Origin of the sequence: Sphingopyxis sp. EG6, assembly GCF_003609815.1 — a bacterium.
In the GTDB taxonomy this organism is placed as follows: domain Bacteria; phylum Pseudomonadota; class Alphaproteobacteria; order Sphingomonadales; family Sphingomonadaceae; genus Sphingopyxis.
The window spans coordinates 2,959,790-2,983,724 of sequence record NZ_AP017603.1 but is presented as its reverse complement, the minus strand read 5'-3'; the positions used below and the strand labels follow the sequence as shown (position 1 = coordinate 2,983,724).

Below are 23,935 nucleotides of genomic sequence, written 5' to 3'. Positions count from 1 at the left end.
AAGACTTGGAGTCTCATGTGGCGACTATGCCTCGCAAACATTTGCGAGCATCTACTCGTAGGCGATTTTTCCGTCCACTGGCTTCTTGCCAATGGAAACGCTCCCATTCCAGCGTGGACCAATCGCACTCGTCTCGTAATTGGTCGCGAAGGTGCTGCATCGCAACTGCGACCGTCGCCTAATCAGTATCGATGATTTGATCGAGCTGGAAATCTGCTTCGATCAATTCTTAGAACAAACCATAAACAAAACCCTTTCCTACAAATTTTCCGTCTGTCATATGCTGTCCGGTTTGGTCTCGCGGCTTCGCCCGGGACATATGGAGGAGGGCATATCATGCAGAATCGCACCCCGATCGCGAAGGAGGCGCGGCCGCCGCTTCCCGACTTTACGCCGGTGCCGCGCAAGTACCGGCACGACGGGTGGACGCCCGAGCGGCAGAAGGCGTTTATATCGGCGCTCGCCGACACCGGGTCGGTCAGCCGCGCGGCGGCGATGGTCAATATGGCGCAGACGAATTGCTATACGCTGCGGCGCGCACCCGGGGCGGAGAGCTTTCGGCGGGCGTGGGAGGCGGCGCTCGATTTCGGGCTCGCGCGGCTGAAAGACATTGCGTTCGAGCGCGCGATCGACGGCTATCTGGTGCCGGTCTTTGTCGCGGGCAAGCTGATGGGGTTCCGGCGGCGGCACAATGACGCGCTGCTGATGTTTTGCCTGCGCCATTATGGGCAGGATGCGGGGGGCAAGCGCACGACGATCAACTATTTTTCGACGCGGGCGAGCGCGGGGTCCTTCGAGACGCCGCTGCGCGGCTCCTCAGGACGAACGGAGGTAGGGGAGGCTGCCGGTGCCGTGGCCGAGGCTTCGACGACGACGGTGCGGACGGTGATCCATGGTCCGTCGGCTTCGCTCGGGGCAAGCGGGGATGGGGTTGCGGCGCAGGATGCGGCGGCGGCGGCGATCGAGGGGTTCGAGGGGACGGCGCTCGACGCGCAGGCGGAGGCCGAGATCGGCGCGGCGCTGCAGGCGCTGGCGGCGCGGCAGCGCGCGATGGTGGCGGCGATCGACGCGGGGGATGTGGACGCGGTGGCGATGCAGATCGACGACCCCGGGGTGCCGCTGGTCCAGCTGGGCGCGCACGGTTCACCCTATTGCGGGCCGCTGCAAATGCACCCGGGGCTGGTCGCTGCCGACGCCGATGCCGAACCGGCGCTGCGCATCGGCGGCGAGGCGAGCTGGGTGGTGGCGGGGGCCGATGTCCCCGAGGTGTACCGCGAATGGATCGCCGCGGCCGAGGCCGAGGGGCGTCCGGTGCCGGTGGTGCCGCTGACGCCGCAGGTGGATGACGGGATCGCGGCGGTGCGCAAGCCGCCGTCGTGGCGGCAGGCGCGCAAGGCGAAGGCGGCGCGGGAGGCGGCGGCCGAGGGGGAGGGAGAGGCGGCGTGATCCTCCCTGTCGCGCAGCGATGGGGAGGTGGCCGTGCGGAGCACGGACGGAGGGGCTTTGGCGCTGGCGTCGTGGCCCCTCCGTCAGCCCTGCGGGCTGCCACCTCCCCATGCCTGCGGCAGGGAGAGGATTGCCGGACGGCGCGCCGATATGGCCTAAGCCGCCGCCGGGCGTGCGGCGCGCGCCGATAAGGGCTAATGCGCGTTTACCGTCTTTTCATGTCGGCCCCATATGGCAGCGTTGAAGGGACCATTTACGGAAAGGCGCGTCATGCCCATTGGTCCCGAGATGCGACGGTTGCGCGCCGAACATGCGGCGCTGGCGACGCTGTCGCAGCTGTTGCTGGACCTGGTGCGCCAACCCGAAGCGCCGCGCCCGACCGAGCTGGCGTCGGTGCGCGGGATGCTGCGCGATACATTGCTGCGCCACCTGAAGTGCGAGGACTGGATCCTCTATCCGCGATTGAAGGCGAGCGGGAGTCCGGAGGTCGTCGCGATGGCGGGCGAATTCGTCCGCGAGATGGGGCATATCGCGCAGGATTTCGCGGCCTATGACGCGAAATGGACCGCCGAGCGGATCGCGGAGGACTGGCCGGGTTTCTGCCGCGAGACCGAGGCGGTGATGCACGTGCTGGGCATGCGGATCGAGCGCGAGAATTGCGATCTTTATCCCGCGGCCGAGCAGCTGGATTTCATGTGACGCCGAACCTTCTTTTTACCGTCATCGCTGCGTCACGCCTTCGCCGCAGCGCAGCAATATCGCCTCCCTAAAGCCCCCCGCGACCACCGCGCCATTTCGGCGGCGGGATAGGGGGATTGATCGATGACCATTCAGTACAGGAACCGCCTGCTGGCCGGGGCCGCTTTGATCGTGATGCTGGCCGCGGCGCCGGTGTCGGCCGCGGAGGCCGCCGTCGAGGCCGCGGTCGAAGCGGACGCGGGCGAGGGTGACGTCGCCGAAATCGTCGTGCTCGGGCAGGGGCAGGCGCGGCAGGTGCAGGAAATCGCCGCCGCCGACATCGCGCTCGAAGTGGCGGGGATCAGCCCGCTGAAGGCCATCGACAAGCTGCCGGGGGTGAATTTCCAGGCCGCCGACCCGTTCGGCGCCTATGAATGGTCGTCGCGCATCTCGATCCGCGGCTTTGCGCAGCAGCAGCTGGGCTTTACCCTCGACGGCGTGCCGCTCGGCGACATGAGCTATGGCAACCACAACGGCCTGCACATCAGCCGCGCGATCATCAGCGAAAATGTCGGCCGGGTCGAAGTCGCGCAGGGCGCGGGCTCGCTGGGCGCCGCGTCGTCGAGCAACCTTGGCGGGACGATCGAGTTCTTCTCGCGCGCGCCGGCCGAGGCGTTCGGCGTCGAGGCGTCGGGCACCTATGGCAGCGAGGATACCAAGCGCGCGTTCGTGCGCATCGACAGCGGCGCGATCGGCGCGAACGGCCCGCGCCTGTCGCTGAGCTACGCCTGGGCTGACGCCGACAAATGGAAGGGCGACGGCGTGCAGCGCCAGCATCAGGTCAATGCGCGCATCGTCCAGCCGGTCGGCGACGGGCAATTCTTCGGCTTCGTCAACTATTCGGACCGCGCCGAGAATGACTATCAGGATCTGAGCGCCGGGATGATCGGGCGCCTCGGCTATCGCTGGGACAATTTCGCCAAGGATTGGGACACCGCGGTCCGCGTCGCCAAAATCTATCAGAACCAGGTGGCGCGCGCGGCGTTCAACACCGGGGTCGCCAATGGCAGCCTGCCGCTGGGGGCGGTGTTCACCGCGCCCTATGCCGGGGTCGGCGAGGCGTTTCCGGCGCCGGTCGCGAGCGTCGACGACGCCTATTATGACGCGTCGGGGCTGCGCAAGGACTGGCTGGCCGGGGTCGGCGTCGAAGCGCCGCTGAACGAATTTTGGACGCTGAACGCCATGGGCTATTACCATGGCAACAAGGGGCGCGGGCTGTGGTTCACCCCCTATGTGACGACCCCGGGCGGCGCACCGATGACGATCCGTACCACCGAATATCATATCGAACGCTATGGCATCGTCGCCAGCAGCCTGTTCACGCTGGGCGACCACAAGGTCGAGCTTGGCATGTGGTACGAGGATAATGACTTCAATCAGGCGCGGCGTTTCTATGGCCTTGCCGATACCGCCGGAGCGCCGAGCCGCGGCAGCCTGAAATTCCCCAAGGACCCGCTGGCGACGCAGTGGAATTTCGATTTCAACACCCAGACGCTGCAATATCATGTGCAGGATACGCTCGATCTGGGGCGGTTCCAGATCAACAGCGGGTGGAAAGGGCTGCGCGTCACCAACCTCGCGACCCCGATCGTTCGCGGCGGGCTCGCCGCGGGACGCACCGAGGCGAAGGACTGGTTCCTGCCGCAGACGGGGCTGCTCTATCGCGTCAACGACGATAATGAAGTCTTCGCGAGCTACACCGAAAATATGCGCGCGTTCGAAAGCTCGGCGACCGGCGGTCCGTTCGCGACGACGCAGGCGGGGTTCGACGCGCTCGACCTGAAACCCGAAACCTCGACCACTTACGAGCTCGGTTTCCGCACCAAGTCGCCGCGCTTTCAAGGCGTGATCGCGGGCTATTATGTCGATTTCAAGGATCGCATCATCGCCTTTGCCAATGGTTCGGGGATTCAGGGCAACCCCGCGATCCTGCAGAATGTCGGCGATGTCCGCTCATGGGGCGTCGAGGCGGCGGGGACGTTCCGTGTCACCCCCCAATTGTCGCTGTTCGCCTCCTACGCCTATAACGACTCCGAATATCGCGACGATGTCGTGAATGCGGCGGGAGCGATCGTCGCGGCAACCGCGGGCAAGACGGTGGTCAATTCGCCCAAACATCTCGCCAAGGGCGAAATCACCTGGGACGATGGCAGCTTCTTTGCCCGCGTCGGCGCGAACTACACCGGCAAGCGTTATTATTCGTTCGAAAATGACGCCGAGGTCGGCGGCTTCGTGATCGTCGACGCCAGCATCGGGTACCGGCTGAACGACCGGATTTCGGTGCAGGCCAATGCGACGAACCTGTTCGACAAGGAATATGTGTCGACGATCGGGACCAACGGCTTTGCCAACCGCGGCGACAACCAGACGCTGCTCGCGGGCGCGCCGCAGCAGTTTTTCGTGACGCTGAAGGCCGGGTTCTGAGTTTTGCGAAGAGGGGGAGCGGACGGGCGCCGTCCCGGTTCCGGTTGACGGAACCAAGGGATACGCCTTTCCGTTGACGATGGTGGCGCGGTCCCGCTAGGGCCGCGCCATCATTTATTGGGAAATATGTTCATGACCGATACGCCCCCCGACCGCATGTCGACCAACCCGCGCTCGCCCCATTTCGACATGGAGGTGCTGCAGCGCGGCATCGGAATCCGCTTCAAGGGCAAGGAGCGCACCGACGTCGAGGAATATTCGATTTCCGAAGGCTGGATCCGCGTCGCGGCGGGCAAGTCGAAGGACCGTTTCGGCCAGCCGATGACGATCAAGCTGTCGGGCGAGGTCGAGGCTTGGTTCGAGGATACGGCCGCCGGTGAGGGCGAAGCGCCCAAGGGTGCGGGCGACGAAGCCTGATCTCTCCCCTCCCGCTTGCGGGAGGGGGCGGGGGTGGGAGCGAGCGAAGCGAGCTTTGACAGCGCATTTGCCCACCCCGCTGCGACTAGCGAGCAAGCTCGCAAGTCTCGCTGTCCCTCCCGTTTACGGGAGGGGAAATCTGCATAAGATTGAAAAGCGTGGCCGTTACTGGCCGAGCGACGCGGCCACGACTTCCAGGCCGTTGCCCGGTTTCCAGTCGTTCTGCGCCCATACGGGCGCCTTGAAGCTCGGCGCCTTGTTCGGGGTGCCGCCGGCATAGATGAAACCCTGCACCGGGTTGGCGCGGAGGCCAAGGTCGCCGATCGGCGCGTACCACACGCGAACCATGCTCCAGTCGCCAGCGTCGCTGACGTCGACGACGCGGACGTTGCGCTCGATCTGGCCGCGACGGCCGTTGATCGGCGACCAGTTGGCGTGGTCGATGCGGATTTCGCGGTCGCTGATGATTTTCTTGACCACCGCGACATGGCCCATCGGCATCCCGCGGGTCCCGGCGAACGCCATCACCGCGCCCTCGCGCGGTTCGTCGCCACGGGCATAGTCATTGGCGGCCTGCGTCCACCAGGTCTTGGCATTGCCGCGAATATCGATGCCCGATTCGGCGCGGGCAAAGGGAACGCACTGGAGATAGCTTTGCGCGGCGGCGGGGGTGCTGACGAGCAGGCCGGTAAGCGTCATGACGGACGCGATGGCGGCAGCCAGAAAGCGACGATAGAGCATGAAATGCGACCCCCAAGGCTTGTGTTCAAGCGTTGGAGCGTCTGTGCAATGGCTTCTGCCAACCACCAACGGCATAGCGACGAGCTGCGCCTGTGATGCGGTGGACGGGGGAACCTTTTGTTAAGGCGTTCAATTCGTCGCGCGGCGGGTTCGGTTGGTCGCCAACGCGGGTCGTTCCCCATCGATGGGGGAGGCAGCGAGCCCGGATCAGGTCCGGGGCGCAGCGGTGGGGGCGCTTGGCCCGAGGTGACGGTGCAAGGACGCACCCTCACCCCCATCCAACTCCGCCAAATCGCTTCGCGACAAGGCTCCGTATCCTTCCCCCATCAAGGGGGAAGGGGGACGGGTCAGGCGGCGGCGCTCGCTGCCGAATCGGCCGGTCGGAACAGCGCCAGCACGTCGGTCGCGGGCATCGGACGACCGTAATAATAGCCCTGGATGTTGCTGCACCCCATCGTGCGCAGCGTTTCGACTTCCAGCTCGGTTTCGGCGCCCTCGGCGGTCGTCGACATGCCGAGGCTGTCGGCCAGCGCGACCACGGCGCGGATGATCGCGATCGATTCGATGCTGCCCTTGGCGGCGCCGACGACGAAGCTGCGATCGACCTTGATCGTCGAAAATTGCGTCTTGCGCAGATAGCCGAGCGACGAATAGCCGGTGCCGAAATCGTCGAGGCTGAGGCGGATGCCCAGCCCGATCAACTGGTCGAGCAATTGCGCCGCGCCGCCGCCATCCCGCAGGAACACGCTTTCGGTGACTTCGATTTCGAGCCGCTGCGGCGGGAGCCCGCTCTGCGCCAGCGCCGATACGACGACCGAGGCGAAACTAGGGTCGGTGAGCTGTTCGGCCGATACGTTGATCGCGACCTTCAGGTTCGACGGCCATCGCATCGCTTCGTGGCACGCGGTGCGCAGCACCCATTCGCCGATCGGCGCGATCAGGCGGGCGTCTTCGGCCAGCGGAATGAAGCGCCCCGGCGACACATTGCCAAGCTTTTGGTTGTTCCAGCGGATCAGCGCCTCGAACCCGTTCAACGTGCCGTCGGCGGCGGTCACCACCGGCTGGTAATAGAGTTCGAATTCGCGGCGTTCGAGCGCGCCGCGCAATTCCTGTTCCATCACCCGCCGTTCTTCGGCCTGTGCGTGCAGCGACGCGACATAGGCGGCGACGATATTGCCGCCGCGATCCTTCGACTTGTAGAGCGCCAGGTCGGCGTTGCGGGTCAGCGTTTCGACCGTCGCGCCGTCCTGCGGCCCGATCGCAAAGCCGATGCTGGCGCCGACGAACAATTGGTGATTGTCGACCACATAAGGTCGGCTGATCGTCGCGATCAGGCGCTTGGCCAGTTCTTCGGCGGCGTCGGCCGACGGGACATTGTGCAGCACGACCGCAAATTCGTCGCCGCCGAGGCGGCCGCAGGTCATCCCGCGTTCCATCAGCCCCTTCAGCCGCGCGGCGACCTGCGCGAGCAATTTGTCGCCGACCGGGTGGCCCAGCGTATCGTTGACCGCCTTGAACCGGTCGAGGTCGATCATCAGCATCGCGCAGCGCGATTTGGCGTCGATCGCATGGTTGAGGGCGCGCGCCAGATCCTCATTGAGGCTGAGCCGGTTGGGCAGGCCGGTGAGATTGTCGAAGCGCGCCATCTTGGCGATCTGTTCGGCGGTGGCGCGCTGTTCGGTGACGTCCGATCCGACGCCGCGGAAGCCGAGGAACTTGCCCGCTTCGTCGAGGCGCGGCGAGGCCGACAATTCCCACCAGCGCGGCGCGCCGCCGATCGTCACCGGTACGATCAGGTTCGAAAAACTCTCGCGCCGCTTCATCCGTTCGGCCATTTCGTGCAGGCTTTTGGGAAACAGCCCGGTGTCCCAGGCATCGCCGGACAGCGCCTGGAGCAGCGGAACGCCCTCCAGCGCTTCGGCGCTGGCACCCAGCGCAAAGGCCAGACGCGGCGACACATGGACCAGGCGGCGGCTGTTGTCGGTCTGCCACAGCCAGTCGGCCGAGGTTTCCTCGAATTCGCGCAGCAGCAGGCTGACCGTTTCGGTCTTTTCGTGCAGCGTTTCCTCGGCGCGGCGATAGCGGATGTGGCTTTGCGCGAAACGCACGCAGAAACTGCACAGCAGGAACCCGGCGACCAGCGCGACGGCGGCCAGTTGCGGCGCCCCGGCCCGAACCAGCGCCGCGACGGCGGACAGCGTGACCGGCGCGATGAACAGGATGCACGCCATCGGGACGCTGTGCGCCACGATCGCCAGCGTGACCATCATCAGCACCGCGATCGTCCACATCGACAGGACATGATCGAGCGGCGGAGTGAGTCCGTGCAGCCAGAAGGGTGCCCCCCACAGCAGCGCCGAATAAAATCCGTGGCGGTTGCACAGCTGATATTCGGCGATCCCCGACAATTTGGGATCGCCCAGCGGCAAGCGGCGGAATTGGTTGTACGACCACAGGCTGAAGATCAGGCTGACACCCAGCCAACCGCCCGCGATCGCGATCGGAACGCTGAGGATCATGGTGAGGGCGGCGACCAGCGCCATCCCGAGCCCCAGGAACAGGCGCAGCGAGCCGCGGCCGCGCAGCGGCGCCAGTTGCAACTGGCGGAGGTTGCCGATGTCCGCATCATGCGGTCCCAGCCCCAACAGGGTCCGCACGGGAATCTCTTCGGCTGGTATCTGGTCCAACGGGCTCTTCACCCGCCCTGTTTAGCGGGCGGGTGTTACCCGAAGGTAACCAGCGCGTTCATGTAACGCCTTTTTTGTCCAGCGGCGGGACAGGAATTTACGCGCAAGGTCAGGGGGTTGTGCGACCCTTGGTCCTAGGCGGCCATGGCAAAGGGCTGGATTTCCCCGGCCAGATATTGGGCGCGGGCTTTCGATCGGCTGAGCTTGCCCGAACTGGTGCGCGGCAGGGTACGCGGCGGGATCAGTTCGATCAGGCAGTTCATGCCGGTGATCGCGCGGACGCGGTCGCGAATCGTCTCGCGCAGCGCGAGCCGTTCGGCATCGTCGCTGGTCCGGCACTGGACGAGCACCGCAGGGGTTTCCTCGCCGCCCGGCGCGGTGATCGCGAAGGCCGCGATGTCGCCCGATTTGAACCCCGGCAATTGTTCGACCGCCCATTCGATATCCTGCGGCCAGTGATTCTTGCCGTTGATGATGATCATGTCCTTGGCGCGGCCGACGATATAGATGTAACCGTCTGACAAATAGCCCATATCGCCGGTGTCGAGCCAGCCGTCGACCAGGCAGGCGGCGGTCGATTCGGGGTCGCGATAATAGCCGGTCATCAGTGACGGGCCGCTGCACCACACTTTGCCGACCGTCTGGTCGGGGAGCGCATTGCCGAGCTCGTCGCGGACCTCGATCACCATGTCACGCGCGGCGCGGCCGCAATTGACGATGGCGCGATAGCGCGTCGGGCGCCCGGCGTCGCCCGCCGCGCCCGACAGTTCGGTTTCCTCGACCAGTTCGACGACAATGCCTTCGCCGGGCGGCATGATGCTGACCGCGAGCGTCGCTTCGGCGAGGCCGTAGCTCGGCAGGAAGGCGCTGGCCTTGAAACCCGCATCGGCAAAGGCATCGACGAAGCTCTGCATCACGTCGGGGCGGATCATGTCGGCGCCATTGCCCGCGACGCGCCAGCGCGACAGGTCGAAGCGGTCGGCGACGTGCGTCTGGCTCGACACGCGGCGCGCGCAAATGTCGTAACCAAAGGTCGGCGAATAGCTGAGCGTCGTGCCCTGGTTGCGGCTGATGAGGTCGAGCCAGGCAAGCGGGCGGCGCGCGAAATCTTCGGTCTTGAGATAATCGACCGACACCTGGTTCGCGACGGGCGAGAGCAGGCAGCCGACGAGGCCCATGTCGTGATACCAGGGCAGCCACGAGATACAGCGGTCGCTGTCCTGCACTTCCATGCCGTGGCTGTGCGCGGCAAGGTTGTTGAGCAGCGCGGCGTGGGTGACCGCGACGCCGTGCGGGAAGCGCGTCGAGCCGCTGCTGTACTGAAGATAGCAGGTTTCGTCCGATTTCTGCGGGGGCAGGTCGGACACCGGCGCGGGGCTGGCGGCAAATTCGCTCCAGTCGACGGGTTTGACGCCTTCCTTTTCCGCCGCTTCGACCGCCATGGCGGCGATTTCGGGCGGGAAGAACAGCATCGTCGGGTCGCAGCTCCTGAGCTGGACGACGAGCTGGCCGACGTAGCTGTCGCGGCCGCCGAAGCTGGTCGGCAACGGCAGCGGCACCGGCCAGGCGCCCGCGTAGATGGTGCCGAAGAACAGCGCGGCAAATTCGGGACCGGTTTCGGCGATCAGCGCGATCCGGTCGCCGGGCTTCACCCCCGCGGCGATCAGGCGATAGGCAGTGGCCAGCGCGTCGGCCTTGAGCTCGCTGTACGGATAGGGCCGGATCAGCTTCCCGCGCGGATCGTGGAAATTGAGCCCGCGGCTGCCCTTGGCGGCATAGTCGAGCGCTTCGCCAACGGTGGCGAAGTCCGAAAAGCGGCGCGGCAGGGCGCATTCGGTCGGCGTCGGCGCAAGCGCGTCCGCTTCGGTGGCAGTGAAATCGGTCATAGGGGGTGCGACATCCCGCGAAACGGGCCGCGCGGCAACAAGCATGTCATCTTTTTGAGCCATGTTACCGTGCGCGAGCCCTGTGTTGTTAGAACGATCGCCCATTTCCGGGCTTTGGCGCCCGATATGGCGGTGTTGATCGTTCTCAATCAGGCCCGACTGTGGCACAAACATGGCATATGCCCAAGCATCGCGCTCACCCCGACCGATCGAAAAGGCCGCTCGGCGCAGCGAAACTCGACGAGCTGGCACTCGCCTATGTCGCGCGATTTGCAACCAGCCGCGCCAAGCTGACGCGCTATCTTGCCAGAAAAGTACGCGAATCCGAGTGGATGGACGAAAGTGACGCCATGGCGGCGTGCGAAGCGATCGCCGACCGGATGGAGCGGCTGCGCTATCTCGACGACCGCCAATATGCGGCGATGCGCGCGGGCGCGATGACGCGCCGCGGCTTGGGGGTGCGGCGGGTGAAGGCACAGCTTTATGTCGACGGAATCGCCGAAGCGGATAGCGGCGAAGCGATCGAGACGGCGGCGGGCGCCGCGGTGGCGGCCGCCGTGGGATTCGCGCGGCGTCGGCGGTTCGGGCCGTTTGCGGTCCGCGGCAGCGACGATCCAAAGCTGCGCGAGCGGCAGATCGCTGCCTTTCTGCGCGCGGGGCACAGCATGACGATCGCCCGCCGCATCCTCGCCGTCGCGCCGGGAGACGAGACGGCGCTGGCGGCGCTGGACGATGGCGCGGCGCTTGACTAGGTCGGGCGTCATCACGGGATAAGGATTTGCCGATGCGTGCCATTTTTACCGCCCTTGCCCTCGCGCTGGCGCTGCCGATCGCGGCGTGCAGCAGCGACGCCAGCGAGGAGGCGCGCGCCGCGACGATCCCGGTGACGATCACGGCGGCGGGCACGGCGCATGTCTTCAACGTCGAAGTGGCGCGCACCGACGCCGAACAGGACCAGGGACTGATGTTCCGCACCAGCCTGCCCGCTGACGGCGGCATGTTGTTCCCGTTCGAAAAGCCGCGGATCGGCAGTTTCTGGATGAAGAACACGCTGATCCCGCTCGACATGATATTCATCCGCGCCGACGGCAGCATCGACCGCATCGCCGAAAACACGATCCCCGAATCGCTCGAACCCGTGGTCAGCGGGGGCGAAGTGTCGGCGGTGCTCGAACTCGCGGGCGGCACCGCAGCGAAGCTCGGCATCGACGAGACGGCGAAGGTGACGTGGAAGGATGAATGATCGAATACCGGCCGTAGCCCTGAGCCTGTCGAAGGGCGCTTATCTGATAAGCGCCCTTCGACAGGCTCAGGGCTACGGTTTTATCGATACCGGCAGGCGAAGCCGGTCGTTTGACGCTTGCGAAGCCAGCGTCCTTGCCTGTAAACGCCTCGCCATGAGCATCCTTGGCAAGATTTTTACCTGGTGGGACGGTGCGACCGTCGGCACGCTGCTGAACAGCTGGAAAACCGGCGAAAAGGTAGGCGAGGACAGCCTCGGCAACACCTATTATCGCGCGCGCAAGGGCGACCGCCGCTGGGTCATCTACAACGGATCGAACGACGCGAGCCGGGTGCCCCCCGAATGGCACGGCTGGCTGCACCGCACCTTTGACGAATTGCCGACCGATATCCTGCCTGCGCCGCGCGCGTGGGAACAGGCGCCGACGCCGAACCTGACCGGCAGCACCGGCGCCTATCGCCCCGCCGGAGCGCTCGAACGCGGTGGCCAGCGCGCCGCGGCGACCGGCGATTATGAGGCCTGGCGGCCCGGCGAATAATGTCGCGGCGGACGACGACCGCGCTGATCGCGCTGCTGACCGCGAGCACGCTTGCGGCCTGCGACCGGACGCCGTCAAAAGGGAATGGCAGCGCGACGGTTCAGACCGTCGCCAAATCCGAGCGCGTCCCGGACGAGGTCGGCGGGATCGAAGGCGCGACCCCGATGGCCGAGCGCGTGGCCGTCGTTGGCCTGCTCAACAAGCGGAACGGGCTGGTGCGCGAGCTTGAGATGAAACCCGGTGAAGCCGCACGGGTGGGCCGGGCGATCGTCCGGCTGCGCGCGTGCGAGCAAACCGCGCCGTGGGAAGATCCGCCCGAAACCGGCGCCTTTGTCCAGCTGACGGTGCAGGATCAGAGCGACGACAAATGGCGGCGCGTCTTTTCAGGCTGGATTTTCCGCGAACGCCCCGACCGCAATATCATCCAGCACCCGATCTATGACGTGTTCGTCAAAAGCTGCGCGATGACATATCCCGGCGGCGAACCCGTCGCCCCCGCGGCGACGAAATCGGGCTCGGCGGCGGCGCCCAAGGCGTCGAGCGCGCCCCAGTCGCCCGCGACGAACGGCGGCGAAGGCGGCGATACGCCCGCAGCTCCGACGCCTGCGCCCGCCGCGGCGCCATCGCCCCCCGCCAACACCGAATAGAGCCGCGCCAGATAATCCGCCTGACGGATCTCGATCGCGCCGAGACTGGCGAGGTGGGGGGTGATGAACTGGCAGTCGAGCAATTTCCAGCCGCCCGCGACAAGGCGCGCGACGAGGTGCGCGAGCGCGACCTTTGACGCGTCGCGCGCCCGGCTGACCATCGATTCGCCGAAAAAGGCGCGCCCGAGCGAGACGCCGTAAAGGCCGCCGACCAGCTCATCGCCCTGCCAGCATTCGACACTGTGGGCATGACCGATCTGGAACAGCCGGTCGTAACTCGCCTTGATCACCGGGTTGATCCACGTCGTCGGCCGGTCGCTGGCGGGTTCGGCGCAGAGCGCGACCATGTCGGCAAAGGCACGGTCGGTGGTGACGCGAAAGCGATCGGCGACGATCGTTTTCTTCAGGCTGTGCGACAGGCGGAAGCCATCCAGCGGCAGGATCGCGCGCAGCCGCGGTTCGACCCAATGGACCGACGGGTCATCCGCCCCGTCGGCCATCGGGAAAATACCCTGCGCATAGGCGCTGAGCAGCAGCGCAGGGTCGATGGATTCGAAATGCTTCAGGACGCGGGCTTCACGAATTTCAGCGTCATGCGGTCCGATTCGCCGATCGCGACATATTTGGCGCGGTCGGTGTCGCCTTCGCGCAGGCTGGGCGGCAGCGTCCAGACGCCCTTTTCATAATCCTTCGTGTCTTTGGGATTGGCGTTGATTTCGCTCTTTTCAGCGAGCTTGAACCCCGCCGCCTCGGCAAAGGCGATGATCGAGCTTTCCTTCATATAGCCCGATTTTTCTTCCTTCGCGGCATCGTCGCTCTCGTTCAGCCGATGCTCGACGACGCCCAGCGTGCCGCCGGGTTTCAGCATCGCAAAAATCTGCTTGAACGCGTTGGCGGTGTTGTCGGCGCCGCCGAAACGCCAGTTGTGGACGTTGCGGAAGGTCAGGACGACGTCGGCGCTGCCGTCGGGGACCTTTGGGTTGGTGCCGGCATTGGGGAATTCGGCGAGCTTGATGCCACCATAGAGGTCGGCATTCGCACCCTGCCATTCCTTGATCCGGTTGAGCCCGCGTTCCCACGGCGCCGCGGCGTAGAGCGTGCCGCCACCCTCTTTGGTGAGCGGCGCGAGGATTTCGGTGTACCAGCCGCCACCGGGCCACAGCTCGACGACCGTGTCGCCGGGTTTGACGCCAAAGAAGGCAAGCGTTTCGGCGGGGTGACGATATGGGTCGCGCGCCAGATTGGCGGGGGTGCGGGTCGGCGCGGCAACCGCGGCGGCGATCGTATCGCCAGGTTTGGCGGCAGCTTCGCCTGCGGTGGCGTTCTGGGCCGGGGCGCTGCATGCCGCGGCGGCAAACAGGGCGGCTATTGCAACGGGACGGAAATTTCGCATATCGGCACCTTTCTCTTGGGGGGAAGAGCCCCTGTTTGCGAAGGTGCGCGCGTCAATGCAAGGGTCGATGCTGATTGTCAGTGTTGCGGGCGCCGCGGTGGCGGTCGCCGCCGAGGTCGCGGACTGGCGGCGGCGCAACCGGCGCGACGTCGATGCGGTCGGATTTATGCCGTGGCGCGGGATTGCGCTGGTGGGGGTAGCGGTCGCCTTGCTGGCGGCGGCGCTGGCGTTGAAGCCATGAATTGACCGTCGCCCCCGCGAAGGCGGGGGCCGCAATCGGTTTACGCAGCGACGAAGGAAAAGGCCGACAGCGGCCCCCGCCTTCGCGAGGGCGACGTCATGTTACAGACACGCTTCCAGATACGGCTGGTCAAAGCCGTATTGCCGCGCTTTTTCCAGCGTATAGGGGCGCAGGCCCATCGCGCGATATTCGCCGACGATCTTGCCATCCTTGTCCTCGTCCAGATATTCGAACTTGAACAATTCCTGCGTGACGATGACGTCGCCTTCCATGCCGATCACTTCGGTGACGTTGGTGACGCGGCGCGAGCCGTCGCGGAGGCGCTTGATCTGGACGATCAGGTCGACCGAGTCGGCGATCTGCTTCGAGATCGCTTCCTTCGGAATCTTGATGTCGCCCATCAGCACCATATTTTCCATTCGGCCGAGGCATTCGCGCGGGCTGTTCGAGTGGAGCGTACACATCGACCCGTCGTGACCGGTGTTCATCGCGGCGAGGAGGTCGAAACACTCGGCGCCGCGGACTTCGCCCATGATGATGCGGTCGGGACGCATACGCAGCGCGTTCTTCACAAGGTCGCCCATGTGGATCGCGCCATTACCCTCGAGGTTCGCGGGGCGCGTTTCGAGCGGCAGCCAGTGCGGCTGCTGCAGACGCAGTTCGGCGGCGTCCTCGATCGTCAAAACGCGTTCGCCGGGGTCGATCATTTTCGACAGCGCGTTGAGCATCGTGGTCTTGCCCGAACCGGTACCGCCCGAAATGACGATATTGAAGCGGCTGGCGCCCGCGATTTTCAGCGCGGTGCACATCTTCTGGCTCATCGCGCCCCATTGGCAGAGCATGTCGAGCGTGATCGGCTTGGCCGAGAATTTACGAATCGAGATTGCGGTGCCGCGAAGGCTCAGCGGCGGGACGATCACGTTGACGCGGCTGCCGTCCTTCAAACGGGCGTCGGCGAGCGGGGTGGTCTGGTCGACGCGGCGACCGACGAGGTTGCAGATGCGCTGCGCGATCTGGAACAGATGCTGTTCGTCGCGGAACTGGATCGGCGCGATGACCAGCTGACCCTTTTTTTCGATATAGGTCTGATACGGGCCGTTGACCATGATGTCCGAAATGTCGGGGTCGGCAAGCAGTTCCTCGAGCGGGCCGAAGCCCAGGAGCTCGTCGACCAGCACCTTTTCGAGCGCGAATTGCTCGCGGCGGTTGAGTGTGATGCGGAGCTCAGCGAGCACTTCGAGGATGATCGGGCGGAATTCTTCGGTCAGCTCGTCCTTCGACAGCGTTGCTGCGGCTTCGGGATCGACGCGTTCGAGCAGGCGCGGCAGCACCTGTTCCTTGATCTTGTGGACGCTGGCTTCGAACCCTTGCGCCTTTTCAGGCTCCATCGCCTCGGCGGTCGAGCGCTGGTTCAGCCGCTCCATCGCCTCTTCTTCGGGCGACAGGTTCGACGGCATTTGCGGGATATCGATCGCGGGCGGCGTTTCGATCGCCGGGAATTGCGCGCCGCCGGGCACGCCTGATCCACCCTGCATCGGCTTCGCCACGCCAAAGGCGGGGCGGCCAGCGGTTCCGGGTCGGCGTCCGAATGCACTCATTCGCTTTGTCCTGTTCTTCCAAATCCATCGGGAGCATCGCCGCGCGGCTGGTGCATCCCCATCCGACACGGTGAATAAATCGGAAACTTTGACATTGTCCTAATGCGCGCGGGCGAATGCGACGGGCGGTACGAGGAGGCGGGTTTGGGGTGGGGAGCGGACGTTCCCATCGTGAACTGATTTCCCCTCCCGCAGGCGGGAGGGGCAGCGAGACTTGCTAACTTGTTCGTTAGGCTCAGGACTCATTAATCCAGAATAGGCAGATGCATGCGAAGGTGACGGCGGCGAGGAAGATGTCGGCGCATCGGTCATATCGCGTGTGGATGCGTCGCCAGTCCTTGAGGCGAGCGAAGAGGTTTTCGATTCTGTGGCGCCGTCGGTAGAGGACGGGGTCGTAGGGGAATCGTCGCTTGTGGTTGCGGTGCGTGGGGATGCAGGCCGTGATGCCGCGGTCGTCGAGGGTCTGACGGAACCAGTGGCTGTCATAGGCGCGATCGGCGAGCAGGACGGTCGCCTCGGGCAGGTCCGGCGCCAAGGCCCGGGCGCCGATGTGATCGTTGCGCTGTCCTTCGGTGAGGAGCAGGCGCAGGGGTCGCCCCCGACCATCGCACAGGACGTGCAGCTTGCTGGTCAGCCCGCCCCGGCTGCGTCCGATAGCGCGGGGTAGAGCCCCTTTTTGAAGAGGCTCGCCGCGGTCCGGTGCGCCTTGATATGCGTGGCGTCGATCATCAGCACGCCATCTCCGTCCTTCGCGAGGTCGGCGAAAATGCGGTCGAACACCCCGAGCCGGCTCCAGCGAATGAAGCGGTTGTAGATCGTCTTGTGCGGCCCATAGCCAGTTGGTGCATCGCGCCAGCGAAGCCCGTTGCGGATGACAAACAGGATCCCGCTCAATATCCGCCGGTCATCGACCCGCGGAACTCCGTGCGACAAGGGAAAATGCCCTTCGATCCGGCGCATCTGCGCCTCGCTCAGCAACAACAGATCACTCATGGCTGCGTCCTCCTGCCGCCTTGAATCACCTCATCAATGCTCGCACAAGCAATTTAATAGGTCCTGAGCCTAGTCGCAGCGGGGTGGGCTTTCTCACCGTTGCTACCCACCCCCAGCCCCTCCCTAAACGGGAGGGGAGAAGACACGTCCACTTCCGGTCGAGACCTGCCCCGCCGACCAACGCTCAACGCCATCCCACGCACGAAAAAAGCCCGCATCCATAGGGATGCGGGCTTTCGAATCGCCGTGGACGGGCGAAAAGGGTCAGCCGGCGATATGCTCGGCAAGCACGGTCAGCCCGGCCTCGTTAACTTCGGCAAAGCCGCCCTCGACCTCGATCACTTCGGGCGCGGCGCCCGCGGTGGCGTAGATCGTCAGCGGGCCGTTGCGCAGCGTCGCCATGAAGGGTGCGTGGCCTTCGAGCACCGAAAAATCGCCCTCGGTCCCCGGCACGGTGACCATATGGACGTCGGCGGTCCGCTCGAGGCGGGCGGGGGTGACGAGTTCGAACTTCAGAGCCATGATATGTCCTTAAACCCCTCCCGCTCGGGGGAGAGGTGTAGGTTTGTTACGCGTCTTCGGCGAGCTTCGCGGCCTTGGCGACCGCTTCGTCGATGCCGCCGACCATGTAGAAGGCCGCTTCGGGCAGATGGTCGTACTCGCCGTCGACCACGGCCTTGAACGACTTCACCGTGTCTTCGATCGCAACGAACTTGCCGGGGATACCGGTGAAGACTTCGGCGACGTGGAACGGCTGCGACAGGAAGCGCTGGATCTTGCGCGCGCGGGCGACGACCAGCTTATCTTCTTCCGACAGCTCGTCCATGCCGAGAATCGCGATGATGTCCTGCAGCGACTTGTACTTCTGCAGCGTTTCCTGAACGCGGCGGGCGGTCTCATAATGCTCCTGGCCGACCGTGGCGGCCGTGAGCACGCGCGAGGTCGAGTCGAGCGGATCGACCGCGGGATAGATGCCGAGTTCCGAAATCGCACGGCTCAGCGTCGTCGTCGCGTCCAAGTGGGCGAACGAGGTTGCGGGAGCCGGGTCGGTCAAGTCGTCCGCGGGAACGTAAATGGCCTGCACCGAGGTGATCGAGCCCTTGGTGGTCGAGGTGATGCGTTCCTGCAGCGCGCCCATGTCGGTCGACAGCGTCGGCTGGTAACCCACCGCCGAGGGAATACGGCCGAGCAGCGCCGACACTTCCGAACCCGCCTGGGTGAAGCGGAAGATGTTGTCGACGAAGAACAGAACGTCCTGGCCTTCCTGGTCGCGGAAATATTCGGCCATGGTGAGGCCCGAGAGCGCGACGCGGGCGCGGGCACCCGGGGGTTCGTTCATCTGGCCGAACACCAGCGCCACCTTCGACCCGTCGGGGGTCGGGTTGCCGTCGGCGTCCTTGGCGATAACGCCGGCGTCGAGGAATTCGTGATAGAGGTCGTTGCCTTCGCGGGTGCGTTCACCGACGCCCGCGAACACCGACACGCCGCCGTGGCCCTTGGCGATGTTGTTGATCAGTTCCTGAATGAGCACGGTCTTGCCGACGCCGGCGCCGCCGAACAGGCCGATCTTGCCGCCCTTGGCGTAAGGGGCGATCAGGTCGATGACCTTGATGCCGGTGACGAGGATCGCGGCTTCGGTCGACTGGTCGACGAATTCGGGAGCCTTGGCGTGGATCGGCGCGGTCATGCCGGCATTGACCGGGCCGCGTTCGTCGATCGGGTCGCCGATGACGTTGAGGATGCGGCCGAGCGTCTGCGGGCCGACGGGAACCGAGATCTGCGCGCCGGTGTCGGTCACGGGCTGGCCGCGGGTCAGGCCGTCGGTCGCGTCCATCGCGATGGTGCGGACGGTGTTTTCGCCGAGGTGCTGCGCGACTTCGAGGACGAGGCGGTTGCCATTGTTGTCGGTTTCGAGCGCGTTCAGAATCGCGGGCAGCTCACCCGTGAACTGGACGTCGACGACGGCGCCGATGACCTGTGCGACGCGGCCGGTTGCGGTGCCGGTGGCGGCAGCCTTCGGAGCGGCGGCCTTCTTCGGCGCAGCAGCCTTGGGCGCGGCGGCCTTCTTGGCGGGAGCCTTCTTTTCAGCGGGAGCGGTAGCCATTACGTTGTTCCTTGGGTTGATCGATTAGAGCGCTTCGGCGCCCGCGATAATCTCGATAAGTTCGGTGGTGATCGCCGCCTGACGCGTGCGGTTGTAAACGATGGTCAGCTTGTTGATCAGGTCGCCCGCGTTGCGCGTCGCATTGTCCATCGCGGTCATCGACGCGCCCTGTTCGGACGCGGCGTTTTCCAGCAGACCCTTGAAGATCTGGATGGTGACGTTGCGCGGCAAGAGGTCGGCGAGGATTGCCTCTTCGTCGGGTTCATATTCGACCGCGGCGCCGCTCGATGCGGGAACGTCGGCGGGCGGCGGAACCGGGATCATCTGCTGGCCGGTCGCGATCTGGAGCAGCGCCGAGCGGAACTTCGAATAGAAAAGATGCGCGACGTCGAAGGCGCCGGCTTCGTAAAGCTCCATCACCTTCGCCGAGATGTCGCTCGCCTGTTCAAAGCCGATGTCGCGGATGCCGGTGGTTTCATATTGCTCGATGATCTGGCCCGGGAAGAGGCGCGCGATCACCGGGCGGCCCTTGCGGCCGACGAGGTAGAAGAGGACCTTCTTGCCTTGCGATTGCAGTTCGAGCGCCTTGTCGCGCGCGGCCTTGACGATGTTCGAGTTGAACGCGCCCGCAAGCCCGCGGTCGCTGTTGAGCACGACGAGCAGGTGCGTGTCGCTCTTGCCGGTACCGGCGAGCAGCTTCGGCGCCGAATCCGACGCGCCGACCTTTGACGCGAGGCTGGCGACGACACCTTCGAGCCGCTCGGCGTAAGGACGCGCGGCTTCGGCGGCCGCTTGTGCCTTACGCAGCTTCGCCGCGGCGACCATCTTTTTGGCCTTGGTGATCTTCTGGGTCGATTTGACCGAGACGATCCGCCCTTTGAGTTCCTTAAGCGATGCCATTACGGCCCCTCTTGTTCGTCAGCCCGGCGCGACTGGCCGGGCTCACGGTAACTTGGCTTACGCGAAAATCTTGGCGAAGGCGTCGAGCGCCGCGACCAGCGCCTTTTTGGCGTCGTCGCCCAGGTCCTTGGTGTCGCGGATCGTCTTCAGCACATCGGCATGGTCGCTGCGCAGATAGGCGAGCATCGCCTGTTCGTAGCGCGAGACGTCGGTCGTCGCGACGCTGTCGAGATAGCCGTTGGTGCCCGCGAAGATCGACGCGGTCTGCTCTTCGAACGGCATCGGCTGGAACTGCGGCTGCTTCAAAAGCTGCGTCAGGCGCGCGCCGCGGTTGAGCAGCTTCTGCGTCGACGCGTCGAGGTCCGAACCGAACTGCGCGAAGGCTTCCATTTCACGATACTGGGCGAGCTCGAGTTTGATCGAGCCCGACACCTTCTTCATCGCCTTGGTCTGCGCGGCCGAGCCGACGCGCGACACCGACAAGCCGACGTTGATCGCCGGGCGGATACCGGCGTTGAACAGGTTGGTTTCGAGGAAGATCTGCCCGTCGGTGATCGAAATCACGTTGGTCGGAATGTACGCCGAAACGTCGCCTGCCTGCGTTTCGATGATCGGCAACGCGGTGAGCGAGCCCGAGCCATTGTCGCTGTTCATCTTTGCCGCGCGCTCGAGCAGGCGGCTGTGCAGATAGAAAACGTCGCCGGGATAGGCTTCGCGGCCCGGCGGGCGGCGGAGCAGCAGCGACATCTGGCGATAGGCGACGGCCTGCTTCGACAGATCGTCATAGACGATGACAGCGTGCATGCCGTTGTCGCGGAAAAATTCGCCCATGGTGCAGCCGGTGTAGGGCGCGAGGAATTGCAGCGGAGCGGGTTCCGACGCGGTCGCGGCGACGACGATCGAATATTCCATCGCGCCATTTTCTTCGAGCTGACGCACGATCTGCGCAACCGTCGAGCGCTTCTGGCCGACCGCTACATAGATGCAGTACAGCTTCTTCGACTCATCGTCGCCGGCGTTGGCTTGCTTCTGGTTGATGAAGGTGTCGATCGCGACGGCGGTCTTGCCGGTCTGACGGTCGCCGATGATCAGCTCGCGCTGGCCGCGGCCGACGGGGACGAGGGCGTCGAGCGCCTTGAGGCCGGTCTGGACGGGTTCGTGCACCGAGGTGCGCGGGATGATGCCCGGCGCCTTCACTTCGACGCGCATGCGCTTGTCGGCCTTGATCGGGCCCTTGCCGTCGATCGGATTGCCGAGGCCATCGACGACGCGGCCGAGCAGGCCTTTGCCGACGGGGACGTCGACGATCGTGCCGGTGCGCTTGACTTGGTCGCCTTCCTTAATCTCGGCGTCCGAGCCGAAGATCACGATACCGACGTTGTCGGCTTCGAGGTTCAATGCCATGCCCTGCACGCCATTAGCGAATTCGACCATTTCACCGGCCTGGACATTGTCGAGGCCATGGACGCGGGCGATGCCGTCGCCGACCGACAGCACCTGACCGATTTCGCTGACCGTTGCGTCGGTGCCGAAATTGGCGATCTGGTCCTTGATGACCTTGCTGATTTCAGCGGCGCGGATTTCCATGGTTTAGCCTTTCATCGCCTGTGCGAAGCTATTGAGACGGGTACGGATGCTGCCGTCGATCAGCTGGCTGCCCAGCTGGACGACGAGACCGCCAAGGATGGCGGGGTCGACGGTCGTCGCGACGGAAACGTCGCGGCCGACACGGGATTTGAGGTTCGCGGTCAGCGCCTTGAGCTGGTCGGCGGTGAGCGGGTGCGCGCTGGTGACCTTCGCGGTCACTTCGCCGCGGTGGTCGGCGACGATCGCGTCGAAGGCGTCGATCATTTTGGGCAGATCGGCAAGGCGGCGGTTCTCGGCGAGTACGCCCAGGAATTTGGCGGTCAGCGAATCGAGCTTCATCGCCTGGGCGACTGCGCCGACCGCGTTGGCGGCGTCGGTGCGCCCGACAACCGGGCTAGCGATCAGCGCCGACAGGTCGGCCGATTCGGCGAGGCCCGCGCGCAGGTCGCTGAGGCTTTTGGCGACCGCGTCGATCGCGTTCGATTCGCGTGCCAGATCGAACAAAGCGACCGCATAACGGCCCGCGAGGCCCGCCGTGATGTTGCCTTGAATGCCGCCGGAATTCTCCACGCGTGAAAGTCCTTTGTTGCTATCCCGTGGGGGATGGGTCGCGCCGTATATGGGGAGATTCGTCGAATGTCCCCTACGCGAAGTCGCGGCGCGCCTAGCAACGATTTTGCTGCAATGCAAGGTGGGGTTGGGAGTCTTCCGACCACCTTCCCAAACCCGTTCGCCCCCCGCCTTCGCGGGGGCAGGCTCTGAGCTTGTCGAAGGGCCGTTCTTTCTTCAAAGGTTGTGGGAAAGAAGGACGGGAGTTGACCGGCGGTCGCCTGCGGCCCCGACAGGCTCAGTCCGAACGAAAGTGGGGAAGCGCATGGGCGAGATGATTCGAATGACGATGGACGATGGCGCCGAAATCGCCGTCTATCACGCGCAGCCGGAAGGCGAACGCCGCGGCGGGCTGGTGCTCGTGCAGGAAATCTTCGGGGTCACCGATCACATTCGAGAGCTGTGCGACGAATATGCCGCCGATGGTTATGAGGTGCTGGCGCCCGCGCTGTTCGACCGCGAGCATCCGGGGTTCGAGAGCGACTATTCGGGGCCGCAGTTCGAACGCGCGGTGCAGCTGGCGCGCGAGCTGCACCCGTTCGAGCAGAGCCTGAAGGACGCGCAGACGTGCATCGACGCGCTGAAGGGCCCAAAAGGTTCCGGGGCCCCGGTCTTTATCACCGGCTATTGCTACGGCGGCTCGGTCGCGTGGCGGATGGCGCAGATCAGCCCTGACCTGGCCGCGGCGTCGGCCTATTATGGCAGCCTGGTCCCCACCCAGTTCGCCGATCAGGCACCCGGATGTGCGACGATCGCCCATTTCGGTCGCTATGACGCGGGCATCCCGATGGAAGGCGTCGAGGCGCTGATCGCGAAGGATCACCCGACCGCGCAGATCTTTGTCTATGACGCCAACCACGGCTTCAACAGCGACCGGCGCAAGGATTATCACGAGGCGTCGAGCGAGCTCGCACGTGAACGGACGCTGATGCTGTTCAAGGCGTGCGGCGGGTGAGAATATTGGTCCAGCTTCTGCTGGGGCTGTTCGTCTTTGCGCTCGTTGTCGCTGCGCTCCTCTATACCCAGCAGCGACGGATGATTTTTCCCGCGCCGCACGATTATCCGCGCGCGGCGCTGCCGGGTTTCCGGCTCGTCCATACGGAAACGGAGGATGGGCTGCGGCTGATGGCCTTTTATCGCCCCGCGGCGCCGGGCAAGAAGACGATCCTCTTCTTCCATGGCAATGGCGACAATATGCGGGGCGCGATCGAGGCGACGCGCGGTCCGGCGGCGGCGGGGCATGGGCTGATGCTCGTCGAATATCGCGGTTATGGCGGCAATCCGGGGTCGCCCGGCGAGGCGGGCGTCTATCGCGACGGCGCCGCGGCGATGCGGTGGCTCGGCGCCGCGGGGATCGCGCCGCACGATGTCGTCGTCGTCGGCAATTCGATCGGGTCGGGGCCGGCGACCGAGATCGCGCTGCGCCATGAGGTTGCGGCGCTGATGCTCGTGTCGGGCTTTTCGGACCTGCCGTCGGTGGTGAGGCGGCAGGTGCCGTTCGTCCCGCGCTGGCTGGTGCGCGACCGGTTCGACAATGGCGCGAAGCTTGCGCGAGTGAAAGCGCCCGTTTTCCTGATGCACGGCGACGCCGACACGCTGGTGACGCCCGACAATCTCGACCGGCTGGTGCAGGCGCGGCGCGATGCGACGGTCGCGCGCCTCGCGGGGGTCGGTCACGAGCTTGCCTATACCGCGCCCGCGCAGGCGCTGCTCACCAAGTGGGTGGACGGGCTGCGCTGAGGC

General features: G+C 65.3%; 23 protein-coding genes and 1 pseudogene. 11 read left to right on the top strand and 13 right to left on the bottom strand.

Features of this window, described 5'->3' with window-relative positions; all coding sequences use genetic code 11:
- Positions 1–336: 336 nt before the first annotated feature.
- From SPYCW_RS14460 to SPYCW_RS14445, 4 genes are all read left to right on the top strand, one after another.
- Positions 337–1,446, top strand: a complete 1,110-nt coding sequence (locus SPYCW_RS14460; RefSeq protein ID WP_120217372.1) for a hypothetical protein — start codon at positions 337–339, stop codon at positions 1,444–1,446.
- Between the two features lie 270 nt (positions 1,447–1,716).
- Positions 1,717–2,145: a hemerythrin domain-containing protein gene (locus SPYCW_RS14455; protein WP_172595509.1), complete on the top strand. Its 429-nt coding sequence runs from the start codon at positions 1,717–1,719 to the stop codon at positions 2,143–2,145.
- 123 nt (positions 2,146–2,268) lie between these two features.
- Positions 2,269–4,608 (top strand): TonB-dependent receptor, encoded by a 2,340-nt coding sequence (locus SPYCW_RS14450; protein ID WP_120217370.1) that lies wholly within the window; start codon positions 2,269–2,271, stop codon positions 4,606–4,608.
- Between the two features lie 132 nt (positions 4,609–4,740).
- A complete protein-coding gene (locus tag SPYCW_RS14445; protein ID WP_120218328.1) occupies positions 4,741–5,025 on the top strand; it encodes a DUF3297 family protein in 285 nt (94 codons plus the stop codon).
- A gap of 165 nt (positions 5,026–5,190) precedes the next feature.
- On the opposite strand, the gene SPYCW_RS14440 is transcribed toward SPYCW_RS14445, so the two are convergent.
- From SPYCW_RS14440 to SPYCW_RS14430, 3 genes are all read right to left on the bottom strand, one after another.
- Positions 5,191–5,766 (bottom strand): CHAP domain-containing protein, encoded by a 576-nt coding sequence (locus tag SPYCW_RS14440; protein WP_120217369.1) that lies wholly within the window; start codon positions 5,764–5,766, stop codon positions 5,191–5,193.
- A 347-nt stretch (positions 5,767–6,113) separates the two neighbouring features.
- Positions 6,114–8,423, bottom strand: a complete 2,310-nt coding sequence (locus SPYCW_RS14435) for a putative bifunctional diguanylate cyclase/phosphodiesterase (RefSeq protein WP_331852366.1) — start codon at positions 8,421–8,423, stop codon at positions 6,114–6,116.
- A gap of 164 nt (positions 8,424–8,587) precedes the next feature.
- Positions 8,588–10,339: a fatty acyl-AMP ligase gene (locus SPYCW_RS14430; RefSeq protein ID WP_120217367.1), complete on the bottom strand. Its 1,752-nt coding sequence runs from the start codon at positions 10,337–10,339 to the stop codon at positions 8,588–8,590.
- A gap of 179 nt (positions 10,340–10,518) precedes the next feature.
- On the opposite strand from SPYCW_RS14430, the gene SPYCW_RS14425 reads away from it, so the two are divergent.
- From SPYCW_RS14425 to SPYCW_RS14415, 3 genes are all read left to right on the top strand, one after another.
- A complete protein-coding gene (locus SPYCW_RS14425) occupies positions 10,519–11,091 on the top strand; it encodes a RecX family transcriptional regulator (RefSeq protein ID WP_120217366.1) in 573 nt (190 codons plus the stop codon).
- Positions 11,092–11,123: 32 nt separating this feature from the next.
- Positions 11,124–11,582, top strand: coding sequence for a DUF192 domain-containing protein (locus SPYCW_RS14420; protein ID WP_120217365.1), 459 nt, complete (start codon positions 11,124–11,126; stop codon positions 11,580–11,582).
- Between the two features lie 154 nt (positions 11,583–11,736).
- On the top strand, positions 11,737–12,120 hold the full coding sequence (locus SPYCW_RS14415; protein WP_120217364.1) for an NADH:ubiquinone oxidoreductase subunit NDUFA12: 384 nt from the start codon (positions 11,737–11,739) through the stop codon (positions 12,118–12,120).
- A 74-nt stretch (positions 12,121–12,194) separates the two neighbouring features.
- Here the strand turns inward: SPYCW_RS14415 and SPYCW_RS19335 are convergent, their stop codons facing one another.
- Entirely contained in the window at positions 12,195–12,413 is a 219-nt protein-coding gene (locus SPYCW_RS19335; RefSeq protein WP_232014949.1) for a hypothetical protein, read from the bottom strand.
- Between SPYCW_RS19335 and SPYCW_RS19330 the strand changes: the two are divergent.
- Positions 12,351–12,521, top strand: a pseudogene (locus tag SPYCW_RS19330) (DUF2155 domain-containing protein); the annotation flags it as partial. The gene SPYCW_RS19335 and the pseudogene SPYCW_RS19330 overlap by 63 nt on opposite strands.
- A gap of 35 nt (positions 12,522–12,556) precedes the next feature.
- Here the strand turns inward: SPYCW_RS19330 and aat are convergent.
- Together aat and SPYCW_RS14400 are read right to left on the bottom strand one after the other, a co-directional pair.
- Positions 12,557–13,333 carry a leucyl/phenylalanyl-tRNA--protein transferase gene (gene aat, locus SPYCW_RS14405; RefSeq protein ID WP_120217363.1) on the bottom strand — a complete coding sequence of 259 codons (777 nt, stop codon included), beginning with the start codon at positions 13,331–13,333 and terminating at the stop codon, positions 12,557–12,559.
- Entirely contained in the window at positions 13,330–14,160 is an 831-nt protein-coding gene (locus tag SPYCW_RS14400) for a class I SAM-dependent methyltransferase (RefSeq protein ID WP_120217362.1), read from the bottom strand. Before SPYCW_RS14400 ends, aat begins: the two co-directional genes overlap by 4 nt.
- Positions 14,161–14,227: 67 nt before the next feature.
- Between SPYCW_RS14400 and SPYCW_RS19045 the strand changes: the two genes are divergently transcribed.
- Complete coding sequence (locus tag SPYCW_RS19045; protein WP_172595508.1) at positions 14,228–14,401, top strand: hypothetical protein; 174 nt, start codon at positions 14,228–14,230, stop codon at positions 14,399–14,401.
- Positions 14,402–14,502: 101 nt separating this feature from the next.
- On the opposite strand, the gene SPYCW_RS14390 is transcribed toward SPYCW_RS19045, so the two are convergent.
- The 7 genes from SPYCW_RS14390 to SPYCW_RS14360 all read right to left on the bottom strand — a co-directional run bounded on the left by SPYCW_RS14390 (position 14,503) and on the right by SPYCW_RS14360 (position 22,153).
- A complete protein-coding gene (locus tag SPYCW_RS14390) occupies positions 14,503–15,999 on the bottom strand; it encodes a CpaF family protein (RefSeq protein ID WP_120217360.1) in 1,497 nt (498 codons plus the stop codon).
- Between the two features lie 235 nt (positions 16,000–16,234).
- Positions 16,235–16,992 (bottom strand): IS5 family transposase gene (locus SPYCW_RS14385; RefSeq protein ID WP_120215443.1). Its coding sequence is split into 2 segments (ribosomal slippage): positions 16,235–16,665 and positions 16,665–16,992, totalling 759 coding nucleotides; the frame shifts between segments, so codons are not numbered across the junction.
- Between the two features lie 264 nt (positions 16,993–17,256).
- Positions 17,257–17,514 carry an ATP synthase F1 subunit epsilon gene (locus tag SPYCW_RS14380; RefSeq protein WP_120217359.1) on the bottom strand — a complete coding sequence of 86 codons (258 nt, stop codon included), beginning with the start codon at positions 17,512–17,514 and terminating at the stop codon, positions 17,257–17,259.
- Between the two features lie 46 nt (positions 17,515–17,560).
- Positions 17,561–19,096: a F0F1 ATP synthase subunit beta gene (atpD, locus tag SPYCW_RS14375; protein WP_120217358.1), complete on the bottom strand. Its 1,536-nt coding sequence runs from the start codon at positions 19,094–19,096 to the stop codon at positions 17,561–17,563.
- Between the two features lie 24 nt (positions 19,097–19,120).
- Positions 19,121–19,996, bottom strand: a complete 876-nt coding sequence (locus SPYCW_RS14370; protein WP_120217357.1) for a F0F1 ATP synthase subunit gamma — start codon at positions 19,994–19,996, stop codon at positions 19,121–19,123.
- 57 nt (positions 19,997–20,053) lie between these two features.
- The gene (gene atpA / locus SPYCW_RS14365; protein ID WP_120217356.1) at positions 20,054–21,583 is read right to left on the bottom strand and encodes a F0F1 ATP synthase subunit alpha; all 1,530 of its coding nucleotides are present in this window, start codon (positions 21,581–21,583) and stop codon (positions 20,054–20,056) included.
- A 3-nt stretch (positions 21,584–21,586) separates the two neighbouring features.
- Complete coding sequence (locus SPYCW_RS14360) at positions 21,587–22,153, bottom strand: F0F1 ATP synthase subunit delta (RefSeq protein ID WP_120217355.1); 567 nt, start codon at positions 22,151–22,153, stop codon at positions 21,587–21,589.
- A gap of 304 nt (positions 22,154–22,457) precedes the next feature.
- Between SPYCW_RS14360 and SPYCW_RS14355 the strand changes: the two genes are divergently transcribed.
- A complete protein-coding gene (locus SPYCW_RS14355; protein ID WP_120217354.1) occupies positions 22,458–23,147 on the top strand; it encodes a dienelactone hydrolase family protein in 690 nt (229 codons plus the stop codon).
- A complete protein-coding gene (locus tag SPYCW_RS14350) occupies positions 23,144–23,932 on the top strand; it encodes an alpha/beta hydrolase (protein WP_145985995.1) in 789 nt (262 codons plus the stop codon). Before SPYCW_RS14355 ends, SPYCW_RS14350 begins: the two co-directional genes overlap by 4 nt.
- Positions 23,933–23,935 lie beyond the last annotated feature (3 nt).

What these genes read in the sequence shown, in the direction of transcription:
- SPYCW_RS14390 (WP_120217360.1), bottom strand. Translation starts at nt 15,999, where the DNA reads ATGAGTGCATTCGGACGCCGACCCGGAACCGCTGGCCGCCCCGCCTTT.
- SPYCW_RS14460 (WP_120217372.1), top strand. Translation starts at nt 337, where the DNA reads ATGCAGAATCGCACCCCGATCGCGAAGGAGGCGCGGCCGCCGCTTCCC.
- SPYCW_RS14440 (WP_120217369.1), bottom strand. Translation starts at nt 5,766, where the DNA reads ATGCTCTATCGTCGCTTTCTGGCTGCCGCCATCGCGTCCGTCATGACG.
- SPYCW_RS14400 (WP_120217362.1), bottom strand. Translation starts at nt 14,160, where the DNA reads ATGCGAAATTTCCGTCCCGTTGCAATAGCCGCCCTGTTTGCCGCCGCG.
- SPYCW_RS14415 (WP_120217364.1), top strand. Translation starts at nt 11,737, where the DNA reads ATGAGCATCCTTGGCAAGATTTTTACCTGGTGGGACGGTGCGACCGTC.
- SPYCW_RS14455 (WP_172595509.1), top strand. Translation starts at nt 1,717, where the DNA reads ATGCCCATTGGTCCCGAGATGCGACGGTTGCGCGCCGAACATGCGGCG.
- atpD (WP_120217358.1), bottom strand. Translation starts at nt 19,096, where the DNA reads ATGGCTACCGCTCCCGCTGAAAAGAAGGCTCCCGCCAAGAAGGCCGCC.
- SPYCW_RS14430 (WP_120217367.1), bottom strand. Translation starts at nt 10,339, where the DNA reads ATGACCGATTTCACTGCCACCGAAGCGGACGCGCTTGCGCCGACGCCG.
- SPYCW_RS14445 (WP_120218328.1), top strand. Translation starts at nt 4,741, where the DNA reads ATGACCGATACGCCCCCCGACCGCATGTCGACCAACCCGCGCTCGCCC.
- atpA (WP_120217356.1), bottom strand. Translation starts at nt 21,583, where the DNA reads ATGGAAATCCGCGCCGCTGAAATCAGCAAGGTCATCAAGGACCAGATC.
- SPYCW_RS14355 (WP_120217354.1), top strand. Translation starts at nt 22,458, where the DNA reads ATGGGCGAGATGATTCGAATGACGATGGACGATGGCGCCGAAATCGCC.
- SPYCW_RS14420 (WP_120217365.1), top strand. Translation starts at nt 11,124, where the DNA reads ATGCGTGCCATTTTTACCGCCCTTGCCCTCGCGCTGGCGCTGCCGATC.
- SPYCW_RS19045 (WP_172595508.1), top strand. Translation starts at nt 14,228, where the DNA reads ATGCTGATTGTCAGTGTTGCGGGCGCCGCGGTGGCGGTCGCCGCCGAG.
- SPYCW_RS14370 (WP_120217357.1), bottom strand. Translation starts at nt 19,996, where the DNA reads ATGGCATCGCTTAAGGAACTCAAAGGGCGGATCGTCTCGGTCAAATCG.
- SPYCW_RS14380 (WP_120217359.1), bottom strand. Translation starts at nt 17,514, where the DNA reads ATGGCTCTGAAGTTCGAACTCGTCACCCCCGCCCGCCTCGAGCGGACC.
- SPYCW_RS14450 (WP_120217370.1), top strand. Translation starts at nt 2,269, where the DNA reads ATGACCATTCAGTACAGGAACCGCCTGCTGGCCGGGGCCGCTTTGATC.
- SPYCW_RS14425 (WP_120217366.1), top strand. Translation starts at nt 10,519, where the DNA reads ATGCCCAAGCATCGCGCTCACCCCGACCGATCGAAAAGGCCGCTCGGC.